This is a genomic window from Kitasatospora sp. NPDC058478 (assembly GCF_042720345.1).
Classification (GTDB): Bacteria; Actinomycetota; Actinomycetes; order Streptomycetales; family Streptomycetaceae; genus Kitasatospora.
Map to the genome: position 1 here is coordinate 128,191 of NZ_JBHXML010000001.1, position 20,459 is coordinate 148,649.

Sequence of the window (20,459 nt, forward strand, 5' to 3'; positions counted from 1 at the left end):
GCGTGGCGGAGCGGACGAGCGGCTGGCCGGCGGTCCGGCCGGAGGTGGTCGCGGAGGTGGTGGCCGGGTTGAGCGCCCGGTTGCAGAAGCGGCTGGACGGCGCGGCGGCGAAGCTGGCGGAGCGGCCGGTGACCCGTTGCGGTGACGAGTGGCGGGTGGAGGTGGACGAGGAGACGGCGCTCGTGCTGCACGCCCCGGGCGCGGTGGTCGCGGATGCGGCCGGCGTCCGCTGCGGCTGCCTGCTGGCCCCGGCCTGCGTGCACCGGGCCGCTGCGGTCATGCTCTGCCCGTTGGCCGAGCTGGCCGATCTGGCGGAGGAGCCCGAGGAGCCCGAGGAGGTCGCGCCGACCGAGGCGGCCCCAGCGCCCTCGGAGGAGCCGCAGGAGCGACGGGAGCCACGGGAGTCACAGAAGTCACAGGAGGCGCAGCCCGAGGCCGGGCCCACCCCGGTGGAGGTGGCGGCGGCCCGCCACCTCCACCGGGCCGGGTGCGCCGTGCTGGCCGCCGGGGTGAGCGGCGCGGGGGCGGTCGCGCAGGCCGAGTTGCTGCGGGCGGCCCACCGGGCGCGGCTGGCGGGGTTGTACCGCCCGGCGGCTGCGGCGGTCGTGGTGGTGACGAGGGTGCGCGCGGCCCGGTCCGGGGCGCCGGAGCACCGGCTGGCGGACCTGGTGGCCGGTCTGCGCGAGCTGCTGGACCTCACCACCGCCCTGAGCACCGGCTCCGGCCCGGTCGCCGAGCTGCGCGGCACCGCCCGCCAGGCGTACGGCGAGGAGGGCGGTTTGCGGTTGTACGGGCTGTTCACCGAGCCGGTGCTGACGGCCACGCATGCGGGGGTGGTGAGTTGGGCGGTGGACGCCGGGGGCCGGCTCAGCACGGTGGCCGAGGTGATGCCGCACGGTGACGTGGCGGCCGCCGCCCCGCAGGCGGTCGGGGCGGGCAACCGGACGGTCCGGCTGGGGGAGGCCCCGCTCAGCCACCGGGAGTTCAGCCGTGCCGGGCTGGCCGTCCAGGGCGCCACCCGGTCCGCCGCCGGGCGGCTGGGCGCGGGTGCTTCCGTCCGGGCGGTCCGGGCGGCGGGCGCGGCGTGGACGGCGGAGCCGGTGGCCGCGCTCTGGGCCGAACCGGTGGCCGCCCAGGTGGCGCGGGCGCTCGCGGCGGAGTCGCTGCCGTACGAGGGCCGCCCGGCCGGGAGCGACCTGCTGTTCCTGGACGTGACTCTGCTGGGCCCGGCTCCGGTCGGCCCGGGCGGGTCGCCGAGGCTGCTGGCGCGCTGCGAGGGCGGTGCTGATGGCGCCGACGGCGGCTTGGAGGTCGGTCTGTGCACGGGGCACGAGCACCCGGGGCTGGCCTTCCGGGCGAACCTCGCACTGCTCGCCACCGCGCCCGGCCTGCGGCTGCGGGTGATCGGCCGTCTGGAGCGATCGGACCGTCCGGAGCTTCGCCTGCTCGCGATCGGCACACCCCCGGAGCCCTCGACGGCCCCCGAGGCCCCCGGCCTTCCCTCGCTCGCCGTCCCCGCGGACCGGGCCGACCGGGTCAATCTCGGCCTCGAACGCCTCCAGACCGCCGACCTCCAGACCGCCACCCCCACCGATGCCGTGCCCGGTTTTCCGGTCGGTCTCCCGAGCGATGCCCCGTACGGGCCGCCCGTCCACGTGCTCGGCCGCCGGGTCGAGCAGGCGGTCACCACCGGGCGCCATGCCCTGGCCCCGAGCGCGGCCACGGCGGCCGCCGACGGGAGCCTGCTGCGCGCCGCCGGGCTGGTGACGGCCGCCGAGCTCCTGGACGCCCTGCGGGCCGCCGCGGCCGACCGGCGCCGCGACGTGTTCGGCCGGGTTGTCCCGGACGACCACGACGCCTTCGCCGGGTCCTGGCTGGCGGCCGCCTCCTACACGGAGGAACTGGCCGCCGCGCTCTGCGCCGCCGCCTGGGCCGGGGAGCCCGCCATGGACCGGCATCGAGGGGAGGTATAAGGAAAACTATTTGCACAGACAGCTAATCCGCGCCGGCTGGCATACTTGTCCCAGGGAAGACGTCACGAGACGTGCAGGGAAGTGGAAGGGAAGGCGAGCGATGGGTATCCGCGACGACGCGGCCGAGGTCCGGGCCCGTGGCTGGCGGACTCTCGCCGCGCTGCACGGGCTGATCGACGCGGCGCTGGAGAAGGCGTTGCAGGCGGAGCACCGGCTCTCGGTGGTCGAGTACACGGTGCTGGACGCCCTGTCGCGGCAGGACGGGTGGCACATGCGGATGCAGCAGCTGGCCCGCGCCGCGGCGCTGAGCAGCAGCGCGACGACCCGCCTGGTGACCAGGCTGGAGGACCGTGGGCTGCTCAGCCGCTACCTCTGCGCCGACGACCGGCGCGGGATCTACACCGAGCTGACGCCGGAGGGCCGCACCCTGCTGACGGCCGCCCGCCCGGTGCACGACGCCACCCTGGAGGCGACCCTGGCGCAGGCCGCCGAGGTGCCGGAGCTGGCGCCGCTGGTCCACGCCCTCTCCGGACTCGACGACCCGGCCGCCGGCCGCACCCCGACCAACGCCTGAACCTCGACCAACGCCTGAACCCCGACCCCGGCCCCGACCCCGACCCCGACATCAAGTCCGGCGCCACCCCCGGCGACCCCGCACGGCCCGGACGCTCAACGCCGCCCGGCGGACAGGGCGTTGCGGTGCACCTGGTCGAGCAGGGCGAGCAGCAGTTCCTTGCTGGACGCCCGCTCCCGCACGTCGCAGAGCACGATCGGGACCTCGGGGCCGAGGTCGAGGGCGCGCCGGACGTCCTCGGGGCTGGCGTCGCGGCGGCCGTGGAAGCAGTTGACGCCGATCGCGAACGGGATGCCGCGCTGCTCGAAGAAGTCCACGGCGGCGAAGCTGGATTCGAGCCGCCGGGTGTCGGCGAGGACGATCGCCCCGAGGGCGCCGAGCGCGAGGTCGTCCCACATGAACCAGAACCGGAACTGGCCGGGTGTGCCGAACAGGTAGAGCACCAGGTCCTCGCGGACGGTGATCCGCCCGAAGTCCATCGCCACGGTGGTGGTGGACTTGCCCTGGACGCCGTCGAGGCTGTCGACCCCGATGCTGGCGCGGGTCATCCGCTCCTCGGTCTGCAGCGGTTCGATCTCGCTGACCGAGCCGACCATGGTGGTCTTGCCGACGCCGAAGCCGCCGGCGACGAGGATCTTGACCGCGCCCGGCACCAGGCTCTGGGTCGTCAATTCGGGTCTCCTGGAGTGGGACTGAGAGGTGCGGGGCGGTCGGGTCCGCCGGGTCAGAGCCGGCGGACGCCCTCGATCACGGCCTGGATCAGCGAGATGTCCGGCGCCTCGGCGAGCTGGACCGGGGCGCGGGTGAGGATCAGCCGGGCCTCGGCGAGGTCGTCGAGCAGCACCTTGACGACGCTGACGGGCAGGTCGAGGGTGGCCGCGATCTCGGCCACGGCCAGCGGGCGTTCGCGGCACAGGTCGAGGATCGCGGCCGGTTCGGGCGTGAGCCGGCTGGTGTCGGTACGCGGGTCGGAGGTGACCACCAGGGTGATCAGCGCGAATCCGTCACGGACCGGGCCGGTGCGCCCGTTGGTGATCGCGTAGGGGCGGACCAGATGGCCTGCGTCCTTGTCGTAGAACCAGGCCTCCTCGGCGTCGGCGGTCACGCACCGCCACCCGCGCCGGCCTGGCCTGCGTCGCTGCGCGGTGCCGCGGTGAGGTACTGGCCGACCTGCTTGACCAGCATGTTGATCTCGTAGGCCATCAGCCCGGCGTCCACCTGCTCGCTGGTGAGGACGGCGAGCCGGGCGCCCTGCCCGGCGGTGGTGACGAACAGGAACAGCTGATCCATCTCGACCACGGTCTGCCGGACCCGGCCGCCGTTGAAGCGGTGGCCGGCGCCGCGGGCGAGGCTCTGCAGACCGGAGGCGACGGCGGAGAGGTGTTCGGCGTCGGCCCGGTCGAGGCCCTGGGACGTGCCGACCAGCAGGCCGTCCTCGGAGAGGACGATGGCGTGCCGGGTCTCGGGTACCCGCGCCACCAGCTGGTCCAGCAGCCAGTTGAGGTCGCGCTGGGTGTCGGTGTGCTGCGTCATCACTGCTGTTCCTTGGCTTCCTGAACGGCGGAGGCCTCCCAGGCGGCGGAAGGTGCGGCCGGGAGGTGGGGCGCGGCGGGCGCCTGGGGGGCGGTGGGGGTGGTCGGCGCGTCGGGGTCGGCCGCGCGGGCGGTCCGGGTGCCGCGCTGGATGGCGGCCATGGTGGTGCGGGAGCGCTGTGGCGACGGTTCGTCGGCCCTGGCGGCCCGGGTTCCTCCGGTGGCCCCGGTTTGTCCGGCGGCTCCGGTGGCTCCGTGCCAGGGCCCGGCCGGGGGCGGCGGGCCGACCACGGGGGGCAGCATGGCGCCGGGAGCGTGGGCCTCGCGGAGCTGCTCGGCGAGGCTGGCGTTGCGGACCCGCTGCGGCAGGACCCGCGGGGTGCGCAGTTCGCCGTTTGGGCCGTGGTCCGAGTGCTCCTCCTGGGCGGGTCCGTGCGCGGGCGCAGGAGGCTCGGCGGTGGCACCGTCGAAGGGCCCGGTCGTGGGCCCGGCCGTGGTTCCGGCCGTGGTTCCGGCCGGCACGTCCGCAGCACGGCCGTCGGCCGGCGGCCCACCGGGCGGGATGTCGGACGGGACCTCGTACGGGCGCGGGAAGACGGGCCGGGGGACGACCACGGCCCCGGGCAGACCGGGTATCTCGGCGCCGACCGGCAGACCGCCGTTGGCCGGGCCGGGGGCGGTTCCCTCGGCCGGGCCGCCGTCCAGGGGGTACTGGGCGAGCAGTTCGCCGATGATCACACCGCTGCCACCCGCACCAGGAACACCGGGCACCCCGGGACCACCAGGCACCACCAGGCCACTGGCCACACCACCAACCCCGGGCCCGCCGGGCGCACCCGGTTCGGCCCCGGGCGCCGGAGCGCCCGGCCCGGTGCCGATCAGCCCGCCGAGCGCGCCGGTCGGCCCCCCGTCCGGACCGCCGGGGTCGTTGCCGCCCGCCGCCCGCACGGGCTCGGGTACAGGGGTCCGGGTGACCCGCGCGCCGGACGGCAGTCCGGCCATGGCGGCCGGCTGGTCGGCCTGCTCCAGCAGCACCGACGGCACCAGCACCACGGCCCGGGTGCCGCCGTAGGGCGAGGGCCGCAGGGTGACCTGGATGTCGTGCCGGGCGGCCAGCCGCGCGACGACGAACAGGCCGAGGCGCAGGTCGTCGCCGAGGGCGGAGACGTCCAGCTCGGGCGGGTTGGCCAGGTAGTCGTTGAGCCGCTCGTACTCGTCCTCGCCCATGCCGAGGCCGCGGTCCTCGACCTCGACCGCCAGGCCCTTGGGGACTTCCTGCGCGGAGACCTGCACCTGGGTGTACGGCGGGGAGAAGGTGGTGCCGTTCTCGATGAGTTCGGCGATCAGGTGGATGACGTCGGCGACGGCCTGTCCGCTGAGTGAGGCGCGCGGCACGCCCTGGACGACGACGCGGGCGTAGTTCTCGGTCTCGGAGACGGCGCTGCGCAGCACGTTGACCATGGGCACGGCGTTGCGCCAGCGCCGGGCGGGCAGGGCGCCGCCGAGGATGACGAGGTTCTCGGCGTTGCGCCGCATCCGGGTGGCGAGGTGGTCGACCGCGAACAGTTCGCGCAGCAGCTCGGGTTCCTCGTGCTCGCGCTCCAGGGCGTCGAGCATGCTGATCTGTCGGTGGATCAGGATCTGGGTGCGGCGGGCGATGTTGAGGAAGACCTTCTTCGTCCCCTCGCGGCCCTGGGCCTGGTGGATGATGGCGGCGACGGCGGCCTGGCGGACGGCGGCGAGGCCGTCGGAGGTCTGCTGGACCTCGTCGCCGGTCCGGCGGGACGGTGACCAGGCGGGCGGTGTGGGCACGGGCTCCCCGGCGCGCAGCCGTCCGACGACCTCGGGGATCTCGTCCTGGGCGAGCGAGAGGGTGTCGGTGCGCAGTGCGCCGAGGCGGGCGGACAGGGCCCGCGCGGTCCGGATGCCGTGGGCCAGGCTGATCAGCAGGACCAGGGCGACGACGGCGCTTCCGGCGATCAGGGCGGTGCGGTGTTCGGTGCCGCGCAGCAGGTAGGCGGCGTAGCCCCAGGCGGCGGCGAGGCCCAGGCTGGGCACCAGTACGAGGGCGAGGAGCGAGCTGCGGAGCGAGCCGGACCGGCCGGCGCGGTGGGCCGTGCGGGGGGCCGATATGCCTGGCATCTGATTCCTTGTTGCAGGGCCGAGTCGCTGGGCCGAACGGCGGGCCGGCCTGTACGCGGTCCGGCCGGGGCTTCAGGGCGCCACGGCCGGGGTGGCCGGACGGGGTGACGCGGTGTCATCGTCCGGGCGGGGGTGCAGCACGGCCGCCGACGGCAGGAACGCTATCAGTCCCAGGTGCCCTCATCGCAACATCAACTGACGATCTGTGGACGGGTGGTGACGATGGTGGAGGAGTCCGGGGGGAGTGTCCGCCGGCGGAAAGTCGCAGCTCACGTCGGTCGCGGGTGGCACGTGGACGGCGCGCGGACGGCTCTCCGGGGGCCGGGAGAACCTCCCGGAGAGTCGTCAGGAACAGGTCAAGTCGCCGCCGTGCCGAACGTCCGCCCTCTCGGTTCGGGTGCCCGGCCCCGAGGGTGCCCGGCCCCGAGGGTGCCCGGCCCCGAGGGTGCCCGGTCCCGAGGGTGCGCAGTACCGATTCAGCCCGCCAGCGGTATCGGTACCACCTGCCCGCCCCCGATGGCCTGCAGCTCCACCGCGGCCTCCCGCTGGGACAGTTCGCTCCACGCCCAGCTCGCCAGGTCGGACAGCTCCGCCGACCACTGCTTGCCGTAGGTGCCGGAGGCGACCTGCCCGAGCCGCAGCCGCTGGACGTCCGAGGTCCCGGCCGGCGGGTAGACGTGGGTGGCGTCGCGCAGGTAGCGCTCGATGCTGAACTCGGCTTGCAGGCCCCGGGCGGCGTGGATCTCCATGGCGTTGCGCGCGGAGTCCAGCGCGTACTCGGTGTTGATGAGTTTGGCGTTCATCAGCTCGGCGTCGCAGGCCTTGCCGTGGTCGAGCAGGTGCGAGGCGTGGTAGGCGGCCAACTTGGCCGTCATCAGCCTGGACTGCATCTCGCCGAGCTTCAGCGCGATGTTGGGCAGTCGGTTGATCGGCTTGCCGTAGAGCACCCGCTCCTCGGCGAAGCGCGCGGTGTCCTGGACGATCGCGGTGTGGATCCCGAGCGCGACGGCGGCGAGGTTGAGCCGGCCGTAGAGGGTGGAGGAGGAGTAGGCGACGTCCAGGCCCTGGCCCTCCAGGCCCAGCCGGTTGCCGACGGGGATGCGGCAGTCCTCGAAGACGATCTCGCCGAAACTGAAGCCGTGCAGGCCGCTCTGCGAGCCGAGTTCGCCGACGCGGAAGCCGGGGCGCCCGCTCTCGACCAGGAACGCGGACAGGCCCCTGCTGCCCTCGCCGGTGCGGAAGACCACGCCGTGCACGTCGCCGATGTGGGAGTTGCCGACGAACCACTTGCGGCCGTTGAGCACGTACTGGTCGCCCTCGCGGCGGGCGGTGCCGGACATGCCGAGCACGTGGCCGCCGCACTCCGGTTCCGTGACGGCGATGGTCGGCAGCGACTCGCCGGAGGCGAACCTCGGCAGCCACTTGCGCCGTTGGGCGTCCGAGCCGAAGTGGATGACCTTGGCGACTCCGAGCTGTGAGGCCTGCGCCATCGCACCCATGGCGCCGCTGATCCGGGCGAGTTCCTCCACGATGATGGTCTTGGCGAGGTGCCCCAGTCCCAGTCCGCCGAATTCGCGCGGAATGGTCACCCCGATCCAGCCCCGCCGGGCGATCTCCCGCGACAGTTCGAACTCGACGGTCCGTTCGGCCTCCATTCGGGCCACGTGCGGGCGTACCTCCTTCTCCGCGAACTCCCGGACCTCCGCTCGGAGACTCTCGTGGCGCTCGTCGGTGAAGTAGTCCATCGCCATGCTGGGGTCCTCTCTTGTCAGTGGATGTGCCGTGCCTCCGTCCGTGCTGTCGAAGTCGCTCCAGCCGCTCCCCGGGAATGAGTGGGGGTTCGAGGTGGTGGCGGCCGACTGCCCCTTTGCAATCGGTGCATGCGGAACTCGGGGCGTCCTCCCCGGGGTTGGGAATGCCGCCCGTGTCTTCGGCAGGGCTCATTGTCGTATGGGCCTCCTGTGCTGACCCAGAGTCGATCTTGGATTGGCGGAAATCGGCCCGTCCTTACGCTGAGGAGTTTTGCCATGGCTCTGAGTGGGAAGTGATCTTGCCCCGCCGTGGCAACCTGCTGAGCGGCCGCTCACATGCGGCTTTGACTGTCCATCAGCAACGGTGATGAGCCGGACCGGGAGCACCGAACCGCCCGGATGTCTGATTACATGTGCGCCATGACTGATGTGATGAGCACTCAAGGCCAGTTCCCGGGTGCCGCCGGGGAGTCCGAGCGGACCCGCAGGCTGCGCAGCCTTGGTCTCAACGAACCGTCCGCGGACGAGGCCTTCGACCGCTTCGCCCACCTGGCCGCCAGCATCACCCGCGCTCCCATCGCGATGGTCAACTTCATCAACGACGAGCGCCAGATGTTCCGGGGGCTCTACATTCCGCCAAACTCGAACGACGTCGCGGTCGATGAAGGCGCTTCCTGGGCCGATCGGGGCATCGCCTTCGACCTTCCCACCCGTCAGATGCCGCTGAGTCACGGCTTCTGCCCGCATGTCGTCGCCCAGCGGTCCCCCCTCGCGCTCGACGACATCCTCGCCTACCCCCGGTTCTCCGGAAACCCGGTCGTCGACGAACTGGGCGTGCGCGCCTACCTCGGCGCCCCGCTCGTCGACGACACCAACACCGTCATCGGCACCGTCTGCGTCCTCGACCGGGAACCCCGGCAGTGGGGGCGCGAGCGGCTGCGCGACATCCAGCACCTCGCCGAGGCACTGCTCTCCGAGATCCGGCTGCGCGACAACCTGCTCGCCCAGCAGCAGGAGATGTTCGCCGCCTTCGACGGCTCCCCGTTCCCCATCATGCTGACCGACGGCCCCGGTCAGGAGATCCGCTACGCCAACGCCCAGCACGCCGACACCTTCGGCGCCCCGGTGGCGTACGGCGCGATCGGCCTGGCCTACCCGCAGCTCGGCGCCGCCGGCCTCCAGCAGGTCATCGTCGAGGCCTACCACACCGGGCGCAGCACCGTCCTCAACGACGTCCGGATCCAGTCAGGCCGCCCCGACGTCCAGCGCGGCCAGCAGATCTTCAGTTTCACCTGCACCCCGCTGCGGGCCGCGCGCACCGGCCAGGTCAACGGTGTCCTCACCGTCGGCATGGACGTCACCGCGCAGTCCCGCACGGAGGAGGAACTCGGCACGCTGGCCGCCCTGCTGGTCGACCGGCTCCAACAGAACGGTGCCACCCCCGTCGGCCGCCCGGGCATCGCCGGGGAGTCCGGTCTCGTCCTGCCGAGCTGAGCCGCCGACCCGCCGTCCGCGTGCGGCGTCGCCGTCCCCCTCCGCACCACTGCTCGTCGATCCGTACCACCGCGCACCACCCACCACCGTGGCGGGGCGCCTCTCACCCCCGAGGAGAGGCTCCCCGCCACGGTGCCGTCCGGGGGCGGGCCCGAGCGGGTGAACCGTCCCCGCCCGCGCCCCGGCCGCGTCCCGCCCGGCGGCCGCCGATGGTAGGCATGGGCCGCATGGACTGGTTCGCCGCCCCCGACTACTGGTTGAGCCGACTGCTCGTCCAACGCCTGCTCGCAGGCCTCTACCTGATCGGATTCCTCGCCGCCGCCGCACAGTTCCGCGCCCTCATCGGCAGCGACGGCATGCTGCCGGTGCCCCGCTTCACCGCCCGGGTCCCGTTCCGCCACTCGCCCGGACTGTTCCACCTCCACTACAGCGACCGCTTCTTCGCCGCCGTCGCCTGGAGCGGCGCCGCGCTCGCCGCCGCCGTGACCGCCGGACTCGGTGACGCCGTCCCGCTCTGGGCGTCCGTCCTGCTGTGGGCGGTGCTCTGGGGGCTCTACCTCTCGATCGTCAACGTCGGACAGACCTGGTACTCCTTCGGCTGGGAGTCGCTGCTGCTCGAAGCGGGCTTCCTCGCCGCCTTCCTCGGCAACGCCGACACCGCCCCGCCCACCCTGGTGCTCTGGCTGATGCGCTGGCTGGCCTTCCGGGTCGAGTTCGGCGCCGGACTGATCAAACTGCGCGGCGACCGCTGCTGGCGCGACCTCACCTGCCTGCGCTACCACCACGAGACCCAGCCCATGCCCGGACCGCTCAGCTGGTTCTTCCACCACCTGCCCGACCCGCTGCACCGCGTCGAGGTCGCCGCCAACCACTTCGTCCAACTCGTCGTCCCCGTCGGCCTCCTCCTCCCGCAGCCGGTCGCGAGCTACGCCGCCTGCACCGTCGTCGCCACCCAGCTGTGGCTGATCGCCTCGGGCAACTTCGCCTGGCTCAACTGGCTCACCATCACGCTCGCCCTCGCCGCCGTCGACCCGGCCCGCGTCGGACTGCCCGTCCACGCCCGCGTCCACCCCGCCACGCCCGTCTGGTTCGAGGCGCTGGTGATCGCCCTGACCGCGGCCGTCGCCGTCCTGAGCTACTGGCCGGTCCGCAACCTCATCTCCCGCCGCCAGGCCATGAACCGCTCCTTCAACCGGCTGCACCTCGTCAACACCTACGGCGCCTTCGGCAGCATCAGCCGCATCCGCCAGGAAGTCGTCGTCGAAGGCACCGACGAACCGACCCTCACCCCGCACACCGTCTGGCACGAGTACGGCTTCAAGGGCAAACCCGGCGACGTGCGCCGTCTCCCGCGCCAGTACGCCCCCTACCACCTGCGGCTCGACTGGCTGATGTGGTTCGCCGGCATCTCACCCGCCTACGCCCGCCCCTGGTTCCTGCCCTTCATCGCCCGCCTGCTCGCCGGCGACCCCGCGACCCTTCGCCTGCTGCGCCACAACCCCTTTCCCGGCACCCCGCCGACCCACGTCCGGGCGACCCTCTACCTCTACCGGTTCACCAGTTGGCGCGAACTGCGGGAAACCGGCGCATGGTGGCACCGCACCGCGCTCCACGAGTACCTCGCGCCGGTCGACCTCACCACCCTCGGCCGCGCCGGATACCGCCCACCCCTCGGCCGACGGCTCCGCACCGTCCCGCTGGACCGGCCGCGGCGGCCCGGGGCCCGCCCGGAGAGCCCGCCCGCCCGGCCCGACGGCCGTGGGCCCCAGTACCCGTCCGGCCCAACGCCCCACCACCCGTGCGGCCCTCCCGGGTAGCGGCCAGGCGGGGGGTATGGCACACGACACCCGCCCGTCGGGCGGTGGGTGCGTGCAAGGCTCGAACGGGCACCCGTATTCTGGGCGTCCACAACCGGCGGCCCGCCCGCGCGCCCCCCAGCCCCGCCCCCGGGGCACCCCGCGCAACCGGTCCGCCGCCCCCTCGCCGCCAGCCCCGCCGTCGTCGCCCAGAACCGGACCTCACATGACAGTGCTTCACTCGCGCAACGCCGACGCAGCCGACCCGGCGGACGTCGCCGACGCCGCAGACGTCAAGGACCCCCAGGACGCCAAGGCCACCACGGCGGAGACCGACCTCCGCGAGGACCTCGGCCGCTACGCCGAACTCGGGGCCTTCACCCTCACCGCCGACACCCACGCCTGGTACGCGGCCGTCGACACCGTCGCCACCCCCGAGGACGCCCGGGCCGCCTCCACCGCCCTCGCCGAACTGCGCGGCCGCGACCTCCGCCAGACCTGGGACGCCGTCACCGTCCTCGCCGCCGACGCCAAGCTCGACGAACCCGACACCGTCGCCAAGGCCGCACTCCTCGTCGAGATGCTCCAGCGCGTCCACCGCACCTCCGCCACCCTCACCACCGCCGCCTACGACGCCGACCTCGGCGCCCTCGCCGCCGCCACCGCCGACGGCACCTGGCGCCGCGAGAACGGCGTCAAGCTCTCCTGGCTGCGCGCCCGCTCCCTGCGCAAGCAGGCCACGGCCCTCGCCACCGACCGCCGCATCCGCCGCGAAGACCTGCACGAGGCACTCGCCTCCGCCGAGGTCGAGCGCCGCGCCTGGGCCGCCCTCGCCCCCGCCGGCACCCTGCCGGTCGTCCCCGCCGACGGCGCCCTGGTCGAGCGCACCGCCCAGGCCTTCGAGGCGATCAACACCGGACTGCGCGGCCTCGCCCGGATGCTCCCCGACCACGACCTCGACGGGCTGGCCTTCGCCGAGCTCGTCGACCTCGTCGAGCGGCTCGCCGCCGACGAGGGCACGCTCTACCGCCTGCCCACCATCCGCGGGCTGCGCACCACCCTTGAGGAGGCCGGCCTCGGCGACCTGCTCACCGAACTCGCCGCCGCCCGGGCCGACCGCCGCGCCGCCGAAGCCGCGTTCGCCGCCCGCCAGGCCCTGGCCGGCGGCCAGCGCGACGGGCTCGCGGGGGAGGGCAGCGCCGTCGAGGCTCCGGTTCCGACTCCGACTCCGGCTTCGGTCGAGGAGACGGTGACCGACGCGGACGCGGACTCGGGCGACGCCGAGGCTGTGGCCGTGGTCAAGACGGCCGAGGCAGCCGAGGAAGAGGCGACGGAGGAAGCCCCGTCCGCTGTCGTGGTCTCCCTCCCGGCGCCGTCCCCGGCCGCCGACGACCTGGTGGCCGCCGCGACCGCCGCCCTGGCGGAGGCCGCGGAAACCACGGAGCCCGAGGCCGTCGTCGAGGTTCCCGCTGTCGAGGTCGAGGTCGAGGTCGAGGTCGAGGTCGAGGTCGAGGTCGAGGTCGAGGTCGAGGTCGAGGTCGAGGTCGAGGTCGAAGCCAAGGCCGAGGTCGAGCTTGCGGAGGAGGCGCCGGTCCTGGAGGACGCGCCCGCCGTCGAGCCGGAGACGACCGAGGAGGCTGCGGAGCCCGAGACGGTCGCCGAGGTCGCCGCGGTCGAGGCTCCCGTGGCAGAGGCGGACGAGCCGGCGGCTGAGGTCGAGCCGATCGCTGAGCCCGCCGCTGTCGTCCTGGAGTCGGTTGAAGTGACCGAGGCCATTGAGGACGTGGAGCCGGTGGCTGAGGTCGAGGCCGTCGAGGAGGCGCCTGCCGTCGTCGTGGAGCCGGTGGCTGAGGTGGAGCCGGCTGCGGAGCCTGAGACGGTCGCCGAGGTCGCCGCGGTCGAGGCTCCCGTGGCAGAGGCGGACGAGCCGGTGGCTGAGGTCGAGCCGATCGCTGAGCCCACAGTTGTCGTGGAGCCGGTGGCTGAGGTTGAGGCCGTCGAGGAGGCGCCTGCCGTCGTCGTGGAGCCGGTGGCTGAGGTGGAGCCGGCTGCGGAGCCCGAGACGGTCGCCGAGGTCGCCGCGGTCGAGACTCCCGTGGCAGAGGCGGACGAGCCGGCGGCTGAGGTCGAGCCGATCGCTGAGCCCACAGTTGTCGTGGAGCCGGTGGTCGAGGTTGAGGCCGTCGAGGAGGCGCCCGCCGCTGTCGTCGTGGAGTCGGTCGAAGCGACTGAGGCCATTGAGGACGTGCAGCCGGTGGTCGAGGCCGAGCCGGTTGTTGAGCCCGCCGTCGTCGTCGTGGAGCCGGTGGCTGAGGTCGAGGTCGTCGAGTCCGCGCCCGCCGTCGAGTCCGCGCCCGCCGTCGAGTCCGCGCCCGTCGCCGCCGGTCGGCCCGAGAAGCCGGACTTCACGCCCGGCCGGCCCGTGACCGCCTACTCGGCCGACGAGCTGCTCGCCGTCGTCCGGTGGGTGGACGGTGACGGTGTGGAGCGTACGGAGGAGGAACTGCTGCGGGCGGCGATGAAGGAGCTGGGCTTCGCCCGCCTCGGGCCGCGGATCAAGGAGGCGCTGGGCGCCGCCGTCACCGCCGCGCGGGGCTGACGTACGAGCGGGGAACATCGGTGAAGGGCCCGGGACGCGGGATCGCGTTCCGGGCCCTTCCGCTGTCCCGCGCGGGTTCGGGGGTTTGTCAGCCCGTCTTGGTCCACGGCTGGCCGGTCATCAGCGCCTTGACGTTGGCCACGTACCCCGGGTTGGGGATGACCAGGCTGCCGACGACCTGGCCGGTGGCCGGGTCGGTGACGGTGTTGTAGTGCACATTGCCCGCCCCGGCGTTGTACGCGGAGATGACGAGGTCGAGCAGCGGCGTCTTGCCGGTGGCCGGGTCGGGGGAGAGGTCGTACTTGCCGTCGAAGGAGGAGTCGCCGTAGTAGGCGACCAGCCAGTCGAGCAGCTGGGTGCCGAGCTGGACGTTCCCGGGGAGGGTCTTCGCGTCGGAGTTGGTGCCGAACTTGCTGTTCATCCAGCTGATCGTGTTCGGCATGATCTGCATGGTGCCGATCCCGCCGTCGCAGGCGAGGATGCCCGACTGCCAGCCGCTCTCCTGCCAGGCGATCGCCTTGACCAGGTTGACGGGCAGCGGCGGGAGCTTGTCGGTGCCGCCGCTGCTGAGGTTGAGCGTGCGGGCCTGGCCGGCGGCGGTGGCGAGGGCCGCGCCGACGGCTTCCTTGGGCTCGTCGGGTTGGGGCTTGCTGGGCTGGCAGCTGCTCTGCAGCGGCGGGACGTGCGGGGTCGGCGGCGCGGGCGGCGGCGGGGGAGCGACCGGGCCGGGCTTGGCGACCGGCACGGGGGCCACGACGGCGGGCTTGGCGACCGGGGGCGGCGTGGCGGGCGCGGCGGGCGGGCTGCTCGGGGCGCCGGGCTTGGTGCCGGCGGCGGTCGGGGCCGGGGTTGTCGGGGCGGGCTTGCTGGACTTGCTCGCGGACGGGTTCGGGCTGTGGGAGGCGCTGGCCGTCGGGGAGGCGGTCGGCGTCGGGGTGGCGGTCGCGGACGGGCTCGCACTCGGCGTCTCGGTCGGTGTCCCGGTGGCGGCGACCGCCGTGGTGTCCGGCGCGCTGTTCTGGTGGTTGTCGGCGTGCTTGCTGCCGCAGCCGGCCAGGACGGCCGTCGAGACCGCTGCGGCCGACACCATGACCAGTGCTCTCCGGGATGCGCTCACTGCCACTGTGGTTCCCCCCACTCGTCACCGGCGGGCCCGGTGAGTGGCGGTCATCCTACGATGTGATGTTCATGCCCCCTGTGAACGGGTGGTCCAACGCGTGCGCGAGGACCGTCGGCGCCGTCACCAGGGACGGTCCGTACCAGGTCAGGTGGCGTCCGCTGACCAGCGCCGCCGGGACGCCGGGGAACGCCTCGGGGCCGTCCTGTGCCGTGAAGCGGTACGGATCGTCCGGGAGGACCACCAACTCGGGTCGGCAGGCGAGCAGTTCGGGCAGCGGAACGGCCGGGTAGCGCTCGGCGTGTCCGGCGTGGACGAGCCGGAGGCCGAGGCGGCGCAGCAGGTCCCCGGCGAAGGTGTCGCGGCCCAGGACCATCCACGGGCGGCGCCAGACCGGAACGATCGCCCGCGGGCCGTCCGGCGGGCGCCGGACCGGGGCCCACGCTGCCTCGGCCTGGTCCAGCCAGTCCGGGCGCGGGAGCGCGCAGGCGGCGGTGAGCAGCCGGTCGAGCGAGCGGAACGCGTCGTCCAGGGTGCGGATGTCGGTGACCCAGACCGGCATGCCGGCCGCCCGCAGCGCGTCCAGGTCGGGGCGCCGGTTCTCCTCGTCGTTGGCGAGGACGAGGTCCGGGGCGAGGGCGAGGATGCCGGGCACGTCCGGGTTCTTGGTGCCGCCGATCCTGGTGACCGCCAGGTCGGCCGGATGGCTGCACCAGTCGGTGGCGCCGACCAGCAGCCCGGGTGCGGTGGCGGCGACCGCCTCGGTCAGCGACGGCACCAGCGACACCACCCGGCGCGGCGGGCGCGGGCCGAACCGGACGGGCAGGTCGAGGTCGTCCCGCAGGACGGTGGGATCGGCCATCTGGCCACCCTACGCCGGGGGTCCGCGGACGGGCATCGGACGGGCGGCACGGGCATCGGACGGGCGATGGTCGGGCGGCGAACGGGTGGCGGATGGCGGGCGGGCGGACGGCGGGTGAACGGGTGCCGGGCGGTGCGGAAATCCCCGGGAACCCCCCGGACGGTCCGGCCGACTACCTGGTCCGGGTTCGCAGGACGGGCCCCTAGGGCGTGTCTGACAATTCCCACCGGGCGCGCGACGCCGGGCATCCCGCCTGGACGCACCGGCGAAACGTCCAAGTACGGCCCAGTACGAGGACGCTTCGCCGGCGCGCCCAGCCGGGCGCCCAACGCCGCGCGCTGATCCGCCGCGAATTGTCAGACACGCCCTGGCACGATCACCGACCAGGAGAATTGTCATGCGCCCTCGCGTTGTCTGCGGAATCGCGGCCGCCGTCGCCCTGTTCGCCACGGCCTGCGGAAGCGGCGCCGGAAGCGGTGCCGGAAACGGCGGCGGGGGAGGCGGAGAGCGCGGCGCGGCCGGCGCCGCCCAGACCGCCCCGGCCGGCGGCTACCCCGTCAAGGTGGCCGACTGCGCGGACCGGGAGACCACCATCGCCAAGGCCCCCGCCAAGATCGTCACCAGCAATGCCGCCGCCCTGGAGATACTGCTCCAACTCGGCGCGGGCGACCGGGTGATCGGCACCGGCTTCCCTCCCGGCAAGGGCACCCTCCCGCCGGCCCTGGCCGAACAGGGCGCCAAGGTGCCGGTGCTCGGCGACAAGACGATCCCCAAGGAGAAGCTGCTCGGCTCCGGCGCCGACCTCTACGTCGACACCTTCGGCGCGATGCCGATGATGGGCGGCGGCGCCACCGGGCCCAGCGAGGAGGAGTTCGCGGCGGCCGGCATCCAGCACGTCTACCTCCTCTCGACCGCCTGCGCCGGCACCCCCGAGGCCGCCAAGGCGCCGCGCACCGACCTGTCCGGGGTCGAGAACGACATCCGCCGCCTCGGCGCGGTCACCGGCACGGCCGCCCGCGCGGAGGAACTCGTCACCGGGATGGAGAAGCAGGTCGGCGAGGTGCGCACCGCCCTCGCCGGCGTCGCGCAGGCGCAGCGGCCCGGCTACTTCGTCTTCGACTTCGACGCCGGCACCAAGCAGCCGGTGGCGGTCTGCGGCCGGCAGGTCGCCAACGCGGTGATCACCCAGGCCGGCGCCCGCAACGTGTTCGCCGACTGCGACGCCGACTTCAAGCCCGGCTCCTGGGAGGACGTCGTCGCCAAGAACCCGGACTGGATCCAGCTCGCCGTCCGCAACCGGGGCAGCGAGGAGGCCACCCGCAAGGCCTTCGACGACGCCGAGGCGTTCCTGCGCGGCTTCCCCGCGACCCAGGGCCTGAAGGCCGTCCAGGAGGGCCACTTCGTGCGGCTCGGCTCCGAGGTCACCACCATCGCGGGCGTGCGCAACGCCGACGCCGTCCGGCAGATCGCCGCCACCGTCCACCCCGACCTCGTCAAGAACGGGCAGTAGACGGTGACGTCGGCCGTCTCCGCCGAACGGCGCGAGGAGCCCCGCCCGGCCCGCACCCTGCGGGCCGGGCCGCTGGCCGTCGCGCTGACCGCCGCCCTGGTGCTCGCGCTGACCGCCGCCGTGTCGTTCGGCGCGGTGGACATCCCGCCCGGCGAGGTCTGGTCGGTGGTCGCCCACCACCTCACCGGGCGGGCCCCCGAACCCGGCACCCGCGACCTCATCGTCTGGCAACTGCGCGTCCCGCGCGCCCTGCTGGCGGCGACGGTCGGGGCCGGGCTCGGCCTGGTCGGCACGGCCGTGCAGGCCCTGGTCCGCAACCCGCTCGCCGACCCCTACCTGCTCGGCATCTCCTCCGGCGCCTCCCTCGGGGCGGTCGCGGCGATCGTCCTCGGCACCTCGCTCGGCCTCGACCTCGCCTTCGGCAGCGCGCTCGGCCTCACCGTCTCCCTTGCGGCCTTCGCCGGCGCGCTCGCCGCGTTCTCCCTGGTCTGGCTGGCGGCCCGGCGCGGCGGCGGCTTCTCCCCGCTGCGCCTGGTCCTCGCGGGCATCGCCATCGCCCAGTTCCTCGGCGGCATCACCAGCTACCTCGTCCTGCAGACCCGCGACGAGCAGCAGACCCGTGGCGTGCTGTTCTGGCTGATGGGCAGTCTCGGCGGCGCCGTCTGGGCCCAACTCGCCGTCCCCGCCGTCGCAGTGGCGCTCGGTCTGGCCCTGCTCCAGGCCCGTGCCCGCGGGCTCAACGCGATGCTCATGGGCGACGAGACGGCCGCCGGGCTCGGCGTGGACGTCACCCGGCTGCGCCGGGAGGTCTTCGTCGTCACCAGCGTGCTGACCGGCGTGCTGGTCGCGGTCTCCGGCGCGATCGGCTTCGTCGGACTGATGGTGCCGCACGTCTGCCGCCTGCTCATCGGCGGCGACCACCGGCGCCTGCTGCCGCTGTCCGCGCTCACCGGCGCACTGCTGCTGGTCGTGGTCGACACCGTGGCCCGCACCGCGCTGGACGGCCAGGAACTGCCGATCGGCGTGGTCACCGCCGTCCTCGGCGCCCCCACCCTGCTCTACCTGCTGGACCGACGACTGGAGCGCACGTGAGGATCGCCGTCGAGGACCTGAGCGTCACCCTGTCCGGGCGGGCGGTGGTGGCCGGCGTCCACCTGGTCGCCGAGGAGGGGGAGATCGCCGGCCTGGTCGGGCCCAACGGCAGCGGCAAGTCCAGCCTGCTGCGCACCGTCTACCGGCACCTGCGGCCGAGCGCCGGGCGGGTGCTGCTGGCCGGGCGCGACCTGGCCGGGCTGCGCCCCGCGCAGTCCGCCCGGCACATCGCCGCGCTGCCGCAGGAGCGGGGCGGGGACTTCGAGTTGAGCGTCCGCGAAGTGGTCGCGATGGGCCGCACCCCCTACAAGCGGTCGTTCGCCGGCGACGACGCCGAGGACCACCGGATCACCGCCGACGCGCTGGTACGGGTCGGCATGGCGGACGCCGCCGACCGCCGCTTCGCCCAACTGTCCGGGGGCGAACGGCAACGGGTGCTGCTGGCCCGCGCGCTCGCCCAGCAGCCGGACGTCCTGGTGCTGGACGAGCCGACCAACCACCTGGACGTCCGGCACCAGGTCGAACTCCTCGCCCTGCTGCGGGACCAGCGCCGCACCACCCTGGTCGCGCTGCACGACCTCAACGCGGCCGCCTCCGTCTGCGACCGGCTGCACGTCCTGCACCGCGGCGCCCTGGTGGCCTCCGGGGCGCCGCGCGAGGTGCTGACCGCGGAGCTGCTGGCCGAGGTGTTCGGCGTCCGGGCGGCAGTGGTCGAACACCCGCTCACCGGTGACCCGTTGATCGCCTTCGACCACCGCACGCCGGCCGCCCCGACCCCGGCCGTCCCGACCGCCCCGGCTCCGGTGGAGGGTGCCGGGGCCGGGGCGGATGCTGGAGGGGCGGGGGTCGCCGGGTTGGACGCCGCCGGGGTGGAGCCTGCGCGTCAGAGCGCCTCGTAGTGGCTCGGCCGGCCGTCGAGTTCGACCAGCCGGCCGCGCTGCGCGGCGTCCTCGCTGCGCAGCAACTCCCAGTCCCCGTCGGCGCGGTGGAGTACCGAGGAGTGCCAGGGCGTCATCCAGGCGTCGGCGGCCTCCAGCAGCCGGATGCCGAACTTCGGTGCGCCCGCCGGTTGCGGGTGGATGGACAGCCGGACCGACCGGGGGTGCTGCTCGGCGATCAACTCGCCCCAGGCGCGGCTGCGCTGGATCACCCCGTACGCGCGGCGGCGGCAGTCGCGCTGCAGGGCGGAGCGGGTGCCGGTGAAGCCGACGGTGTCGTCGGTCAGGAAGCGGGTGATGCCGCGGTAGAGCCGCAGGGTCTCCTCGTCCGTCAGCACCTGCTCGCGCAACTCCTCGACGCTCGGCGCGTACTGGGCGTGCACCCGGGCGCGCTTGTCGTCGTACGGCAGGTCGCCGAGGACGTCCCGCAGGTCGAAGGTGGCGAGGTGGGCGAGTTCCTCGCGGGCGATCATCGCCGTCAACTCGTCGGAGTACTCGTCGATGTGGTCGTCGGGGACGTGGACGAGGTCGCCGAAGATGTGCCCGTCCGAGCAGATCAGGATCCGCGCGCCGGGCTCGTAGTACCCGCCGATCTCCGCGCAGAGCCCGTCGAGGAAGGTGAGCGACAGCCGTTCGCCCTCGTCGGGCAGGTGGCTGAGCACCTTCGCGGGGTTCGGCGACTTGCAGGGGAAGCCGGGCAGGGTGAAGAGGATCGGGTCGCCGGCGGTGATGAAGTCCGTCAACTGGGCCAGCTGGAACGGGAAATGCTCGGGCTTGGCGTCCAGTCCCGGGTCGGAGGCGCGGCGGTGCGGCAGCAGCAGGCCGAGGATCCGTGCGGCGAGCCGCGCGGCGTCCTGCTGGTCGGTGCCGCCCCCGGTGTTCGCGGGCTCCGGCGCGGGCTCCGGTGCGGGCGTGGGCGCAGGTGCGGTGTGGTGGTGGCGGGTGGAAACGGTGCCGGCGGGCGGCATGGTGGTCCTCCGTGGAAGGTGGTGCGGGCGTGGAGCGGACGCCGGGCCGACGTCGGGCGGACGTCGGCGGGCGGGCGCGGCCGCGGGGTGTTCGCAGGGCGGCCGGGGGCC

Annotated in this window: 16 protein-coding genes; 8 read left to right on the forward strand and 8 right to left on the reverse strand. The window is 74.1% G+C overall.

The genetic code is table 11. The features are described from left to right. Window positions 1-2: 2 nt before the first annotated feature. Together ACFWPT_RS00535 and ACFWPT_RS00540 are read left to right on the forward strand one after the other, a co-directional pair. The gene (locus ACFWPT_RS00535; protein ID WP_380478394.1) at window positions 3-1,973 is read left to right on the forward strand and encodes a hypothetical protein; all 1,971 of its coding nucleotides are present in this window, start codon (window positions 3-5) and stop codon (window positions 1,971-1,973) included. Between the two features lie 100 nt (window positions 1,974-2,073). After that, window positions 2,074-2,547 (forward strand): MarR family winged helix-turn-helix transcriptional regulator, encoded by a 474-nt coding sequence (locus tag ACFWPT_RS00540; protein ID WP_380478396.1) that lies wholly within the window; start codon window positions 2,074-2,076, stop codon window positions 2,545-2,547. A gap of 95 nt (window positions 2,548-2,642) precedes the next feature. Here ACFWPT_RS00540 and ACFWPT_RS00545 read toward each other — a convergent pair whose 3' ends face one another. The 5 genes from ACFWPT_RS00545 to ACFWPT_RS00565 form a co-directional block, all read right to left on the reverse strand. Next, window positions 2,643-3,218, reverse strand: a complete 576-nt coding sequence (locus ACFWPT_RS00545; RefSeq protein WP_063349857.1) for an ATP/GTP-binding protein — start codon at window positions 3,216-3,218, stop codon at window positions 2,643-2,645. Window positions 3,219-3,271: 53 nt separating this feature from the next. After that, complete coding sequence (locus tag ACFWPT_RS00550; RefSeq protein ID WP_063349858.1) at window positions 3,272-3,652, reverse strand: DUF742 domain-containing protein; 381 nt, start codon at window positions 3,650-3,652, stop codon at window positions 3,272-3,274. Then, a complete protein-coding gene (locus ACFWPT_RS00555; protein ID WP_350874986.1) occupies window positions 3,649-4,080 on the reverse strand; it encodes a roadblock/LC7 domain-containing protein in 432 nt (143 codons plus the stop codon). The genes ACFWPT_RS00550 and ACFWPT_RS00555 overlap by 4 nt, the downstream gene beginning before the upstream one ends. Continuing rightward, the gene (locus tag ACFWPT_RS00560) at window positions 4,080-6,221 is read right to left on the reverse strand and encodes a sensor histidine kinase (protein WP_380478398.1); all 2,142 of its coding nucleotides are present in this window, start codon (window positions 6,219-6,221) and stop codon (window positions 4,080-4,082) included. The genes ACFWPT_RS00555 and ACFWPT_RS00560 overlap by 1 nt, the downstream gene beginning before the upstream one ends. 476 nt (window positions 6,222-6,697) lie before the next feature. Next, window positions 6,698-7,972, reverse strand: coding sequence for an acyl-CoA dehydrogenase family protein (locus ACFWPT_RS00565; RefSeq protein ID WP_380478400.1), 1,275 nt, complete (start codon window positions 7,970-7,972; stop codon window positions 6,698-6,700). Window positions 7,973-8,392: 420 nt separating this feature from the next. Here ACFWPT_RS00565 and ACFWPT_RS00570 point away from each other — a divergent pair, with 420 nt between their 5' ends. From ACFWPT_RS00570 to ACFWPT_RS00580, 3 genes are all read left to right on the forward strand, one after another. Beyond that, window positions 8,393-9,466, forward strand: coding sequence for a GAF domain-containing protein (locus tag ACFWPT_RS00570; protein WP_380336013.1), 1,074 nt, complete (start codon window positions 8,393-8,395; stop codon window positions 9,464-9,466). 227 nt (window positions 9,467-9,693) lie between these two features. Beyond that, entirely contained in the window at window positions 9,694-11,283 is a 1,590-nt protein-coding gene (locus ACFWPT_RS00575; protein ID WP_380478402.1) for a lipase maturation factor family protein, read from the forward strand. A 205-nt stretch (window positions 11,284-11,488) separates the two neighbouring features. Beyond that, window positions 11,489-13,861, forward strand: a complete 2,373-nt coding sequence (locus tag ACFWPT_RS00580) for a hypothetical protein (protein ID WP_380478404.1) — start codon at window positions 11,489-11,491, stop codon at window positions 13,859-13,861. 88 nt (window positions 13,862-13,949) lie between these two features. Here ACFWPT_RS00580 and ACFWPT_RS00585 read toward each other — a convergent pair whose 3' ends face one another. Then, on the reverse strand, window positions 13,950-14,951 hold the full coding sequence (locus tag ACFWPT_RS00585; protein WP_380478406.1) for a transglycosylase SLT domain-containing protein: 1,002 nt from the start codon (window positions 14,949-14,951) through the stop codon (window positions 13,950-13,952). A gap of 82 nt (window positions 14,952-15,033) precedes the next feature. Continuing rightward, the gene (locus tag ACFWPT_RS00590; RefSeq protein WP_380478408.1) at window positions 15,034-15,840 is read right to left on the reverse strand and encodes a helical backbone metal receptor; all 807 of its coding nucleotides are present in this window, start codon (window positions 15,838-15,840) and stop codon (window positions 15,034-15,036) included. A 397-nt stretch (window positions 15,841-16,237) separates the two neighbouring features. Here ACFWPT_RS00590 and ACFWPT_RS00595 point away from each other — a divergent pair, with 397 nt between their 5' ends. The 3 genes from ACFWPT_RS00595 to ACFWPT_RS00605 are packed head-to-tail and all read left to right on the forward strand — an operon-like array spanning window position 16,238 to window position 19,341. Then, window positions 16,238-17,350, forward strand: coding sequence for an ABC transporter substrate-binding protein (locus tag ACFWPT_RS00595; RefSeq protein WP_380478410.1), 1,113 nt, complete (start codon window positions 16,238-16,240; stop codon window positions 17,348-17,350). A gap of 3 nt (window positions 17,351-17,353) precedes the next feature. After that, window positions 17,354-18,442: a FecCD family ABC transporter permease gene (locus tag ACFWPT_RS00600; RefSeq protein ID WP_380478412.1), complete on the forward strand. Its 1,089-nt coding sequence runs from the start codon at window positions 17,354-17,356 to the stop codon at window positions 18,440-18,442. Beyond that, window positions 18,439-19,341: an ABC transporter ATP-binding protein gene (locus ACFWPT_RS00605; RefSeq protein ID WP_380369016.1), complete on the forward strand. Its 903-nt coding sequence runs from the start codon at window positions 18,439-18,441 to the stop codon at window positions 19,339-19,341. The genes ACFWPT_RS00600 and ACFWPT_RS00605 overlap by 4 nt, the downstream gene beginning before the upstream one ends. On the opposite strand, the gene ACFWPT_RS00610 is transcribed toward ACFWPT_RS00605, so the two are convergent. After that, the gene (locus ACFWPT_RS00610; RefSeq protein ID WP_380369018.1) at window positions 19,326-20,348 is read right to left on the reverse strand and encodes an L-tyrosine/L-tryptophan isonitrile synthase family protein; all 1,023 of its coding nucleotides are present in this window, start codon (window positions 20,346-20,348) and stop codon (window positions 19,326-19,328) included. The genes ACFWPT_RS00605 and ACFWPT_RS00610 overlap by 16 nt on opposite strands. Window positions 20,349-20,459 lie beyond the last annotated feature (111 nt).